The organism is Gloeothece verrucosa PCC 7822 (assembly GCF_000147335.1).
GTDB classification, from domain to species: domain Bacteria; phylum Cyanobacteriota; class Cyanobacteriia; order Cyanobacteriales; family Microcystaceae; genus Gloeothece; species Gloeothece verrucosa.
In genome coordinates this window covers 341,249-352,804 of sequence record NC_014534.1, presented here as the reverse complement: position 1 = coordinate 352,804, position 11,556 = coordinate 341,249, and the positions used below count along the sequence as shown (strand labels likewise).

15 protein-coding genes are annotated in these 11,556 nt (G+C 38.0%); 9 read left to right on the top strand and 6 right to left on the bottom strand.

From position 1 onward, the window contains the following. Positions 1 to 182 precede the first annotated feature (182 nt). The 4 genes from CYAN7822_RS31890 to CYAN7822_RS38245 all read left to right on the top strand — a co-directional run bounded on the left by CYAN7822_RS31890 (position 183) and on the right by CYAN7822_RS38245 (position 4,092). A complete protein-coding gene (locus CYAN7822_RS31890; RefSeq protein WP_013325775.1) occupies positions 183 to 743 on the top strand; it encodes a recombinase family protein in 561 nt (186 codons plus the stop codon). 15 nt (positions 744 to 758) lie between these two features. Then, complete coding sequence (locus CYAN7822_RS31885) at positions 759 to 2,399, top strand: DDE-type integrase/transposase/recombinase (RefSeq protein ID WP_157872053.1); 1,641 nt, start codon at positions 759 to 761, stop codon at positions 2,397 to 2,399. Continuing rightward, positions 2,389 to 3,360: an ExeA family protein gene (locus CYAN7822_RS31880; RefSeq protein ID WP_013325777.1), complete on the top strand. Its 972-nt coding sequence runs from the start codon at positions 2,389 to 2,391 to the stop codon at positions 3,358 to 3,360. The genes CYAN7822_RS31885 and CYAN7822_RS31880 overlap by 11 nt, the downstream gene beginning before the upstream one ends. Before the next feature lie 504 nt (positions 3,361 to 3,864). Then, positions 3,865 to 4,092 carry a hypothetical protein gene (locus tag CYAN7822_RS38245; RefSeq protein ID WP_157872036.1) on the top strand — a complete coding sequence of 76 codons (228 nt, stop codon included), beginning with the start codon at positions 3,865 to 3,867 and terminating at the stop codon, positions 4,090 to 4,092. A 187-nt stretch (positions 4,093 to 4,279) separates the two neighbouring features. Here CYAN7822_RS38245 and CYAN7822_RS31875 read toward each other — a convergent pair whose 3' ends face one another. Both CYAN7822_RS31875 and CYAN7822_RS31870 read right to left on the bottom strand, forming a co-directional pair. Further along, positions 4,280 to 4,522, bottom strand: coding sequence for a DUF4926 domain-containing protein (locus CYAN7822_RS31875; protein WP_013335035.1), 243 nt, complete (start codon positions 4,520 to 4,522; stop codon positions 4,280 to 4,282). A gap of 14 nt (positions 4,523 to 4,536) precedes the next feature. Beyond that, the gene (locus CYAN7822_RS31870; protein WP_013335034.1) at positions 4,537 to 4,878 is read right to left on the bottom strand and encodes a DUF6883 domain-containing protein; all 342 of its coding nucleotides are present in this window, start codon (positions 4,876 to 4,878) and stop codon (positions 4,537 to 4,539) included. A 100-nt stretch (positions 4,879 to 4,978) separates the two neighbouring features. Here CYAN7822_RS31870 and CYAN7822_RS37110 point away from each other — a divergent pair, with 100 nt between their 5' ends. Beyond that, the gene (locus CYAN7822_RS37110) at positions 4,979 to 5,170 is read left to right on the top strand and encodes a hypothetical protein (protein ID WP_013335033.1); all 192 of its coding nucleotides are present in this window, start codon (positions 4,979 to 4,981) and stop codon (positions 5,168 to 5,170) included. A gap of 445 nt (positions 5,171 to 5,615) precedes the next feature. Here the strand turns inward: CYAN7822_RS37110 and CYAN7822_RS31865 are convergent, their stop codons facing one another. Both CYAN7822_RS31865 and CYAN7822_RS31860 read right to left on the bottom strand, forming a co-directional pair. Beyond that, a complete protein-coding gene (locus CYAN7822_RS31865) occupies positions 5,616 to 5,816 on the bottom strand; it encodes a hypothetical protein (RefSeq protein ID WP_013334928.1) in 201 nt (66 codons plus the stop codon). 212 nt (positions 5,817 to 6,028) lie between these two features. After that, positions 6,029 to 7,792: an IS1634 family transposase gene (locus CYAN7822_RS31860; RefSeq protein WP_013335032.1), complete on the bottom strand. Its 1,764-nt coding sequence runs from the start codon at positions 7,790 to 7,792 to the stop codon at positions 6,029 to 6,031. Positions 7,793 to 8,354: 562 nt separating this feature from the next. On the opposite strand from CYAN7822_RS31860, the gene CYAN7822_RS31855 reads away from it, so the two are divergent. After that, positions 8,355 to 9,098, top strand: coding sequence for an SDR family oxidoreductase (locus CYAN7822_RS31855; protein ID WP_013335031.1), 744 nt, complete (start codon positions 8,355 to 8,357; stop codon positions 9,096 to 9,098). Here the strand turns inward: CYAN7822_RS31855 and CYAN7822_RS37105 are convergent. Next, the gene (locus tag CYAN7822_RS37105; RefSeq protein WP_013335030.1) at positions 9,058 to 9,615 is read right to left on the bottom strand and encodes a hypothetical protein; all 558 of its coding nucleotides are present in this window, start codon (positions 9,613 to 9,615) and stop codon (positions 9,058 to 9,060) included. The genes CYAN7822_RS31855 and CYAN7822_RS37105 overlap by 41 nt on opposite strands. A gap of 116 nt (positions 9,616 to 9,731) precedes the next feature. On the opposite strand from CYAN7822_RS37105, the gene CYAN7822_RS31845 reads away from it, so the two are divergent. The 3 genes from CYAN7822_RS31845 to CYAN7822_RS31835 all read left to right on the top strand — a co-directional run bounded on the left by CYAN7822_RS31845 (position 9,732) and on the right by CYAN7822_RS31835 (position 11,338). Next, a complete protein-coding gene (locus CYAN7822_RS31845) occupies positions 9,732 to 10,334 on the top strand; it encodes a hypothetical protein (protein WP_013335029.1) in 603 nt (200 codons plus the stop codon). Between the two features lie 108 nt (positions 10,335 to 10,442). Then, on the top strand, positions 10,443 to 10,859 hold the full coding sequence (locus tag CYAN7822_RS31840; RefSeq protein ID WP_013335028.1) for a nucleotidyltransferase family protein: 417 nt from the start codon (positions 10,443 to 10,445) through the stop codon (positions 10,857 to 10,859). Beyond that, entirely contained in the window at positions 10,856 to 11,338 is a 483-nt protein-coding gene (locus tag CYAN7822_RS31835) for a ribonuclease toxin HepT-like protein (protein ID WP_013335027.1), read from the top strand. Before CYAN7822_RS31840 ends, CYAN7822_RS31835 begins: the two co-directional genes overlap by 4 nt. Before the next feature lie 80 nt (positions 11,339 to 11,418). Here the strand turns inward: CYAN7822_RS31835 and CYAN7822_RS40285 are convergent, their stop codons facing one another. Then, positions 11,419 to 11,553, bottom strand: coding sequence for a hypothetical protein (locus tag CYAN7822_RS40285; protein ID WP_280990530.1), 135 nt, complete (start codon positions 11,551 to 11,553; stop codon positions 11,419 to 11,421). Positions 11,554 to 11,556: the final 3 nt, after the last annotated feature.

Sequence of the window (11,556 nt, the reverse complement as noted above, 5' to 3'; positions counted from 1 at the left end):
ATAAACTTGGGACAGAATTATTTGCAACTAGCAGTAAAGAAAATCTTCCTTTTCTTTCCCCTCAAAGCTTGTGTTTTAGCTAACCTAAATTCAAGCTTCTGTGGTTAAAAAACTCAGTAAATTAATCAAAGTTAGGAGATCATGGTAGTTGACGAGTTTCTTAACGCACTTAGTCGATCAATATGTTTATTGGCTATGCCCGTGTCTCGACGGATGACCAAAACCTAAATCTTCAAAGAGATGCTCTTTTAAGTGCAGGCTGTACCAAAATCTATGAAGATCGTTTAAGCGGAGTCAAGGTGGCAAGACCTGGCTTACAACAAGCCCTCTCGGTAGCCCGATCTGGGGATGTTTTAGTAATCTGGCGTTTAGATCGTTTGGGACGATCATTAAAAGACTTGATCCAAACAATGGAAACCCTAGAAGAACGAGGGATCGAGTTACACAGTCTAAGCGAATCAATTACTACAACCACTTCAGGGGGACGTTTGATCTTTCATCTGTTTGGGGCATTGGCAGAATTCGAGCGTAATCTCATCAAAGAGCGCACGAGTGCCGGCTTAAAAGCAGCCAGAGCTAGAGGGCGTAAAGGAGGCAGACCAAAAGCCCTAGAACCCAATAAACGGAAATTGGCGGTCAAACTTTATAAAGAAGGACAACATACCATTTCTGAGATTTGTCAGATGATGGGCATTTCTAAACCCACTCTCTACAGTTACGTAGCGGAGGCATCCCTAACCTAAGTGAAGCGTAAACAAATACCCCCTGAAGCTTTAGTCGTTTTAAAACAGCGTTTGGAGATGCTGCCACCTCGTTGTCACGAACGGCGGGTATTAATGGAGGAAACAGCCACTCTATACGGCATTTCAATCGACACTTTATACCGAGCATTACGTTTGTTATCTCGACCGAAGTCGGCACATCGGGCAGACCGAGGGAAACCCAGAAAACTTTCAACCCCAGAAATGGAGCATTATTGTGAGGTAATAGCAGCGTTTAAAATTCGTACCTCAAACAAAAAAGGCCGACATTTGTCGACAGCACGAGCAATCGAGTTACTTGAAGAATATGGACTCTTAACGCCTCAAGGATTTGTTCAACCCCCAAAAGGTCTATTAAATAAAAGCACTGTCAATTATTATTTAAAAGCATGGGGATATGAGCATCAGTATCTAATTCAACAGCCCCCCTGTGTTAGATTTCAAGCCGAATATAGTAACGATTGCTGGCAATTTGACCTGAGTCCCTCAGATTTAAAACACATTTCTCATCCATCATGGGTTGAGCCAGGTAGAGGAAATCCTCAGTTAATGATTTACAGTATTGTTGATGATCGTAGTGGAGTTTGTTATCAGGAATATCGCTGTGTCTATGGTGAAGATGTAGAAGCGGCTTTACGCTTTTTATTTAATGCTATGAGTGCTAAAGGAATCGAAGAATTTCCCTTTCAAGGCATTCCACAAATGCTCTACATGGATAATGGTCCAATCGCCAAAAGTCGAATTTTTCAAAATGTTATGGAGTGCTTAGGAATCTCTGTAAAAACTCATGTTCCCAATGGCAAAGATGGAAGGCGAATGACGGCTAGGGCAAAAGGAAAGGTAGAAAGACCTTTTCGTACCGTCAAAGAAGCTCACGAAACGCTCTATCATTTTCATCAACCGGAAACTGAGACTGAAGCTAATCAATGGTTAATAAAATATTTGTTACATTACAACAACCAGTTACATCGGGAAGGAAATCTTTCACGATTAGAAGACTGGATGCGCCATTTACCCGCTACAGGAATCCGTCAAATGTGTAGCTGGGAACGATTTTGTACTTTTGCTCGTGAACCCGAACGTCGAAAAGTCGATGGGTCGGCTAGAGTTTCAGTCGATGGAGTAGCTTATGAAGTCGAACCGTCCTTGGCGGGAGAAACCGTAACTTTGTGGTGGGGTTTATTTGATAATGAATTATATGTCGAAAAAGATGAACAACGTTTTGGTCCATTTCATCCTATTGATGGGCCAATCCCCTTACATCGTTACCGTAAATTTAAAACAAGTAAGCGTCAAGAACGAACTGAACGGATTGAAGCGTTAGCCAAGCAAATTGAGTTGCCTTTAGAAGCATTAAAAAAACATAGTTCCCTGACTCTAGTCAACTTTGAATCACCATTACCAACTTTAATTCCTTTTCAAGATCCAGACCCTTTTCAAGAATTTACTTACCCGACAATTTTGAGTGCCAAACGAGCAATTGCTGACTATTTAGGGCAACCTTTGGCTAAACTAGGAGATGAGCAAAAAGCTTTTATTGAAGGGCTTTTAGAGAAGACTTTGAACAAAAAGCAGATCACTGAGCAGGTACGGGCTTACTTTTATCCTCATCAAAAAGGAGAACCTCATGCTCATTGAAGTGATGGAACACTATAGCTTAGTACGAGAATTCCGTCGCGCTGGTTATTATGAAACAGTCCATCAACAACAGCTTTTTAAAGAGATTAAAGCGGCAATCGCTTCGGGGCGGTTGGTAGCACTGACAGGTGTCGTGGGTTGTGGCAAAACTGTTACTTTACGTAGATTACAAGCCGCATTGATTAAAGAAGGGAAAATTCTGGTTTCTAAATCTCTCTCAGTAGACAAAAATCGAGCGACTTTGACAACTTTAATTTCGGCTCTTTTTTACGATCTTAGTGCCGATAAAACTGTTAAAATTCCTTCTCAAGGAGAAAAAAGAGAACGAGAACTCCGAGAATTAATCCGTAAAGGCAAAAAACCGGTAGCTTTATTTGTCGATGAAGCCCATGATTTACATAGTAAAACTTTAACGGGACTGAAACGTTTAATTGAAGTCGTCGAAGATGGGGGAGGCATTCTCTCAGTAGTATTAGCTGGACATCCGAAGTTAAAAAATGATTTACGTCGTCCAACAATGGAAGAAATTGGCTATCGAGCGGCGGTTTTTTCTTTGGATGGTTTAATAGGCTCTCAACGGGAATATATCGAATGGTTAGTCAAAGTTTGTACACCAGAAAAAACACAATTACAAGATATTTTACTTCCAGAGGCGATTGATTTATTAGCATCTCGACTAAGAACTCCTCTACAAATCGAGCAGCATTTATCATTAGCTTTTGAGGAAGCTTATCAAATGGGAGAAAAAACCGTTTCTGTTGATATTATCGAGTCAGTTCTTTCAAAACAAATTGATGATTTAGAACCGACATTAACTCGACATGGTTACAACGTAAAAAGCTTGGCAGAACAGTTTAATACTAAGCCGGCTGAAATTCGTTCTTTATTCGGTGGACAACTTGATGCAGTGCGGGCACAGGAGTTACGCGAACAAATGTTAGCAGCCGGTTTACCCATTTAATTAATGACCGAGCGACGGGCACTTCCGTTACAGCAGTAGTTACTGTAGTAGCGACTTGGGCAAGATCTGAAGGCGGCCAATTTTTAGTTGTATTTAATTCTGGCTCAGATTTATGTTTGCTGTCTGGTTGCAGTTAATCTTGTCTCAGTTGCAGTTAATTCTGTCCCAACTCACTTTTTCAGTTGCAAATAATTCTGGCTCAGAAGACTCTTGTTTGCAGGTCGGAGCGTTTATGTTTGCAGTCCGCTACAATTAGATTTTGGCTTAAGCATTGTTTGATCTTAAAAGACTGTTTTGAATTTAGCTTACAAAAAATTTTACCTAAACTTTATTAATTTTAGGAGTTTCGCATTGACAGAAAATTTAAAATATGTCGAGAGTTAAAATAGTATTAATTAATACAAAAAATTGTGATAAGGAATGCTTATTGCGAACGCGCAGCGACACGAAGGGTTCGCCATATAGTCCAAACAACGGAAAATTCGTAGCTAGATTATAGTAATAGTGTACGATGCGAAACTCCTAAAAGGGTACTATTCTCAATTTTGCCAAGCGATCATCAAAAGTTGGGAAGAACCTCAATATCGTGTTACTCGACATCTGGCAAGAACATTTTCAGAAATTTATTCCGCTTCCGCAACTGAGCCAGTTCTCTCATTCCTCTTGGAGGTTAATCTATGCCGCTATAGCAACTCACTGGTACTACGGGTTTTGAAGCAGGGAAAAATTTAACAGCAAATCTCCTCAATAGTGGCAGGTGAAGAAATTATTAAAGCTATTTCACGGTTGCGAAAATTTGCTGAACTCCAGTCGTTGCTGAAACTTTCTTGGGAACTTTCGAGCAGGAACGGTTTAGGCAAAAAGAGGAGGCCACTATTATAGATCTATAACCTAGCGAATTTTTTAGTGATCCACAGATTTAACCCACTACCGATAAATTATAAAAAAGAGGCATTAGTTTTTCCGATTTAACAGTTAACAGAGCATACGTTTGTCCCTTATCATCAGAAAACTCAACTTCAAATGCTTCTCCATCTTTATATTTTTCCACAACCGTTCCTACTTGTCCCCGACGCAAGATAATTTCTTGTTCCGTCATGAATCGTTGAGTTTTTGTATCTTCAACCAGGGCAACTGTATCATGTAGTTGAATTTGAGCCATCTTCATCATTCTCCTTAATCGATTGGATAAACCGTTATCAGCCTTGGATAAACTTCACCAATGCGAATAATCCAACAACTTCTAATTATAGATGTTCCTACCTCCGTTGTTAAATTAAAATCAATCACGTATTTATTCCCATACTCGCTGGTTGTTTGGTACATTAATTCTTCATTTATTGCTGCTTGGAGCAGAGCCGTAAGAAGAATTTCTTGATTTTCTAAAACGATTCCCAATTGGTCCCTAAAAAGACGAGCTTTATGTTTTCCCTCTTTATGCTCAAAGTTCAAAGAATAAGTTGTTAGCTTATCGATTATTTGTTGCCGATCAACTAGATTCCCATAAGGGAGCTTCATCGAATTAAAAAACGATTGTTCTATGTATAATATTAACAATAAAAATTAAAGTTTTACTCAATGAGTTTTAGATTAGGCTCTATCTAGTTGCTGCGGGCAAATGGCTAAACAATTTGATGGCGTACTACGCCCCTCATTAAGTATTAGTCTCTTAGTATTCCCAACTTCTTTGATTAATTTACATTACCCTGATATTAATGACTCTATAGCTGCTCGGCAAGCCGCCGAGCAAGTCGAGAAAATGTATTGGTTCTCTTGTACCTCCCCATCCCTAATTCGGATACAAAATTGATAGCATTTACCATGAGTGTAAAATGCTAATACAGTTGCCCCCTGATATATATATAACTCTTCGCGTGCGGAAACCTGGATCTTCTATATTCATTGCTTAAAAGCGCTCTTATGATGATTATTGGCTAAAACGGCTTCTGTATTTAGAATAATTCAAATCTTGAATTTGATGATCGATTTTACGTGATTGGCGACGCGCCGCACGATGTTCGCTGCACAATGGCAATAGAAGCTTTGACAATAGCTATTGCCTCAAAGCGTTATTGGGTGGCAGAGTTAATGAGTGCGGGAGTTGGTTGGTAAGGTAAACTTTTCCTCCTCCTGCCCATAAAGAGCGAAAAATCGGACTAAAAAATGGGTAAATTCCTGTTTTATTCCGATTCGAGCATATTTTAGCGGGTTGCCAGGGGAAGTTGATAGCTTACCCCTTGGCACAACTACCCTGGTTACACTAGCCTAGATGTCAGAGATTGCCTAGCTACTTTCATGGCCATCTCAAACGAGGGATAAAGTTCTTGAGTACCTTCGACTGACCCATCTTCTCTTAAAACCCTAAATTGATAACCAAGTGCCGGTGTGTAGAACACCATTAGCACTTGTCGCTCAAAACCTAATACTTCACAAATTTTGAACCCAGAAGTTGTCATCAATATCTGTCTCATCGCTCGATACTATTATTATTCCCGATTTATGACGCACAATTCGAATAGGTCTTCCCTACTCGGATAGTAGTGATTCCCGTGCGCGAACGCGCAGCGCCACGAAGGGATCGCCGCTTCTAGGTAAACCTGAACTTCCCCTTTGACAAAATTCCATAACGTATGCTGCATCAGGGATAGAAGGAATTTGTCACCCCCGCTTACTGGGTACAAAATAGAGAAATATCTAATAAATCTAAGACTTTCTGTTGGAGTTCAGTTGGTCGAGTTATCTTGGAAAAAATATATTGTCCACTTGGTAATTTACATTGTACTGTACTCAAACAAATTGTTCCTAAATCTTCCATTAAAGTACGGAAGCTATGAACGGGAAAATTATCTTTTCCACGTTTTTTTCTATCTTTAGCTATGGCTATATCACTACGACAAGCTTTGATAATATCTTGATTGGGGTGCGTATAGCAGAGTTCCGCACCACTATCATCAATTTTTTCATCTTCAAACAATAAAGAAGCTAGTTCTTGTTTTAAATGCCATTCTACATAGTAAGCTAACATACACAAGAAGATATGAGCTTTAACTCTGTCTCCCTTGTAATGATAAATTGGACGCACTTTTAAATCGATAGATTTATAACAACGAAAAGCCTCTTCTACGGTAGATAAACTTTTGTAAGCCTTGACGACTTCTACCCCATCCATCAATGTTTTATCTACAGAAGTTCTCAAAATGTAAACCCCATCTAAAGCGATTTCTTGGGCAATCAGTTCTTGTTTTCTTTGATAAGTGAATTCGGACTCAGTTATTTCTAAGTTATAATATTTATTAATTTTATATTTGTTTAATACCTTGCCAACCCTTAAGGCTATCTTATCCGCACCTTTTAAGGCTCGTTTTTCTCTTTTTGTGGCTTGAATAATCAACTCGAATTGTTCTTCTACTATTTTAAGCAACGTTTCTCTCTGTTTTTGATTTTTTTCAGCAACCAAAGGATTTCGACAAGCAATTAATCTTTCCGAAGGGTAATCTTTACTTTCAAATTCGACTAGATTTACCTCGTCAAATAATCCTAATTGGATTGCTTCTACTTCAGCTAATTTTTTAAGGCTTGTTCTAGTTAGACCAGTAATATAATCTAATCCTGGTAAGGGTTTGACTAATTCATCAATTTTTGAAGAAGTTAAGATCCCTCTATCCGTTACCCAAATGACATTTTTAATACCAAATCGTTTTCTGACTTTTTCTATTTGTCCAGAAAGCGTGCTACTATCTGAGGTATTTCCCTCAAAAACTTCTACAGCTATCGGACAGCCATTCTTATCACATAGCAGTCCAAATACTATCTGGGTTTTTCCCTTTTTCTTATCTCGATTATATCCATACTTTCCCAATGCACATCCAGAGCCTTCTAGATAAGTTGAGGTAACATCATATAGAACCAATGCTCCAGACTCTAAATGTAAACTCGCTAACTTATTTTCAATTTTTTCTTGTTTGTCTAATAACCAGTCCAGAGCATCATATAATTCATCTTCATCAGCCTTCTCTAGATTTAATATCTCTCCTAAACTATTACTACAAGTCTCCCGATTGAATTCTCTTACTGTTGCTAATTTGGATTTAGGATTGATAATTCTAGCAATTATCATCGCCACAACTAAGTTTCTAATTCGAGATGGACTTTCTCCAATAATTTTGTCTAGACCTAACTTTTTAACCATTTCTACTATGACCATCACATGACCGTGAGGCAGGCTTCTTATTACCTCAAAATTATCAGGTATCGCTTCGGTCATTGAAACCGACGCGCCTTTCAATACGAGTTTCATATTATCAATAATTTCCTCGGGCAAAGAAGATAAATTAGCCAGAGTTCTTTTTTTAACTTGATTTCCCTCTCTATAGGATTCACGAAGAAGGACAGCCGGGGGTGAATTTCTATTAGGCACTCTTTCTATATACATGACTACAATTTTAGCAAAGCTCCCCTTCTTCTGTCTATTAAGAAATGTTACATTTTACATGGCTACAGAAGAAGCGGCTAATTTCTATATCCGTTGATAAATCGGAACTTCCCCCATACAAAAGTATTAAAACCATGCTCAAATTGTTGTCCAGGAACAATTTGAGCAATTGTACTAAGTGAATTTTGTGTCCATGTAAGAGATTGGCCAATCTGAGCGATCGCATTATCCCTCTTCCGTCACTCTGGCAAAACCTTTGCTATTTCTAAGTTCCAGAACCTTTTGATAGTATGCGAACTGCTCCGCAGCAGCTTTGCTGTTCGCTCAATTATTTTCTCCTAAGAAATCAAAATTTTGGTCAAATCGCTCAAACTACGTGGCCATAAAGTTTCTAGTGATCGCTATCTCCGAGAGTGACGGAAGAGGGTTAGTAACGGTTGCAGTTGGAACTGAAGCTTTTAATGAAAATGAATATAAAATAGTAAAAAGCATAGCAAGTATCATTATTCCAACCGATTTTCTCCTTTAACTTCTTAATTTATTAACCATTGAAATAAAAATCATGAAATTATCTAATCATACTGTTTTAATTACAGGTGGAACTGCTGGAATCGGTTTAGAGCTTGCTCGTTCGTTTAAAAAACGAGGTAACGATGTAATTGTCTGTAGCCGAAATCCTAAACGACTTACTTTAGCAGCAGAAGAACTAGGCGATATCGAAACAATACAATGCGATTTAGCGAAGGACGCTGATCTGTATACTTTGGTCGATAAAGTTTCAGCAAGAAAGCAAAAACTTTCTATTTTAATTAACAATGCTGGAGTGCAATTAAACTATAATTTTTTAACCAATAAACTCAAATTAGAAAAGATCGATTGGGAAATTGCCGTAAATTTCAACGCTTTAGTTAAATTAACTAATCTATGTTTACCCTTACTACGACAAAATCCTGAAAGTGCAATTGTTAATGTGTCTTCTGGACTAGCGTTTGCTCCTAAACAAAGTGCGCCGGTTTATTGTGCCACAAAAGCGGCTGTTCATATTTTTAGCAAAACATTTCGCTACCAAATGGAAGATGCAGGTCTTAATATTGCCGTTTTTGAAGCTATTTTACCTTTAGTGGCTACAGAGATGACTAAAGGTCGAGGAGAAGGACACAAAATAAGTCCAAAACAAGTGGCTCAAGAAGTTGTAAGCGCAATGGAAAAAGATCAATATGAAATTTATGTGGGCAAAGTTAAATTATTAATGCTTGTCCGACGTTTTATTCCAGAATTAGCCGAAAAAATCCTCCGTAATAGTTAAACCTGATCAACTCAGTAAATTTTTTTAAAAGCCAATGAACAAAAAATATTATGATGTCGTAATTGTAGGACTTGGCTGACAAAAAAACGGGGAAAAAACAACTCGCAACTGATGCGATAATTTTTGAGTTGGAAGAGGGGAAAATTAAATACTGGCGTGAATACATTGATACACAAACCTGATCGCGCTCCTGACCCTTCTTTTTTGGGAGCATCCCATTTTTGTAAGTGCATAGCTCTTTCGTCACGATAGGCAAGGGTTTTGGCGACCATAAAATGGTTAAAGTGCTTTCAATGGGATGCTCCCTAGTTTTATCTCTCAGACGACTTTTTACATAATTTTTTAAGAGAGGTAATTGAGGAATTTGGATTAAAGGATTTTTTTTGAGAATAGCTTGAGCAATTTTAAGAGAATCAGGAGTAGCACGATTAATCAGTTCGATCAGTTCTGCTACTTTCTTTCTTGCTTCTTCCTTCATCTTTTTCGATTTACAATAAGCTACAATAACATTATACATTAATCATCTTTTTAAAATCCTGAAATATCTCAGCCGACAAAAGGTTTTTCGGGAATGTAATTTACCAACTTGGACCACAAAAACTTTTATTTTCACAGATTGCTCATTATTAAACCATGCCTTATAGTCAATTTACTACTGTGAGTAAAGTTAAAGAAACTTTCAATTTATCCACTATTGAGGGCGAACGTTTTTTACCTGATATTGCCCCGATTAATCCCTCTGAAACTTTAAAAAACTTTTTAGCCGAAAGCTTACCGGTTGCGATCGCAACCGGCAGCGAAAAAGCTCGTTCTGAAGGAATTGTCTATCCAGTTTTATTAGAAGTTCGACGTTTGCTAAACCGTCAGATTAGCCTGTTTTCGGGTGAAGATTTCACGGTCGATGAAAGTGTTGGACTTAATGGCGTTTGTGATTTTCTCCTCAGTCGTTCTCCCGAACAAATTGATATTGAAGCACCCGCCGTCATTATTATTGAGGCGAAAAAGGCTGACCTCAAATCGGGTTTGGGTCAATGTATTGCTGAAATGGTTGCCGCCCTACGTTTTAATGAAATTAAAAATAAGTCCATCCCTACTATTTATGGCTGTGTCAGCAACGGGTCCCAGTGGCGTTTTTTAAAGCTTCAAGGACAAACTGTCACTATTGACCTCTTTGACTACTCTCTTCCTCCCGTAGAACAAATTCTGGGTTTTTTGGTTTGGATGGCTCAAAACTAATTTGTCCCTTCTATACATTTAAGCTATAATCGTATAATAACGGCTCTATACTGCAACCTTTTTTTGAATAATGAAAAATGTGACAGACAAAAGTCTAAAGATAATTTTATGAATAATTTTCAACAGTTTCAAAGCAATAGCGCTCAAAAGCCAATTACTAATTTTCCCCACTCCCAACTGGCAACCTATCGAGAGACCGCTAAAACCAATTTACAAAAAAGTCAGATACAACGGGCACAAAGACGAGAAAAAGCATGGCAATTAGTTGAAGTAGCAACCTCTTTGTTAAAAGAAAAATTTAGAGCCACTAAAGTTATGGTATTTGGCTCGCTGCTAGAGCAAGATCGTTTTAATTTATGGTCTGATATCGATATTGCTGCATGGGGTATCTCCCCTGAAGATACGTTTCAAGCCATAGGAGAAGTAAGAGAATTGGATGAAACTATTGAAATCAATTTAGTAGATGTTGAGACTTGCCAATCAGAATTATTAGAAAACATTTTGCTCAAAGGAAAAGTGATGTGATTGAAAGTTATAGAGTTTTGGCAAATCGTATTCGTTTTGAGTTAAACCAGTTAGAACAGCTTATTATCCGATGTGAAAGAGGGATGAAGGCTTATCAAAATACTTCAGAAAATCGGGATTTATTTTTAGATTCAGTAGCCTTAAGTTTACACGATTTATATACAGGACTAGAGCTTATTTTTTCTAAAATTGCAACGGGAGTAGATGGCCATATGCCGGCAGGACAAGAATGGCATCGAGATTTATTAATTCAAATGAGTTTAGATATAGCCCAAACTCGTCCAAAAGTAATTTCAATTTCAACAAGGGAAGCTCTTGATGAATATAGGCGTTTTCGTCATGTGGTAAGAAATGTTTATTCTTTTAATTTAGATGCTAAAAGACTTGAGCCTTTAATCGAGCGCTCACGCCCTATTTTTACACAAATACAGCAAGAGCTATTCAGTTTTGCTGATTTATTAGAGCAAATAGCTCAGTGAAATTTTGAAAGTTAACTTATTGTGTATCTTTTAAGCGATCAGAACCTCTTAAACCTCCACTATGTTTCACCTAAGTCTCTTTATCTATCTTGTTCATCAAGGACTAAGGCCTCATTCATCACTCTTTCTCGAAAATAACGGCTCAAATCTGCTGGTGTCCTTCCTTCAATTTGACGATTTGAATCACTTTCTTCTTGATTTTTTGGATGGCTCAAAAC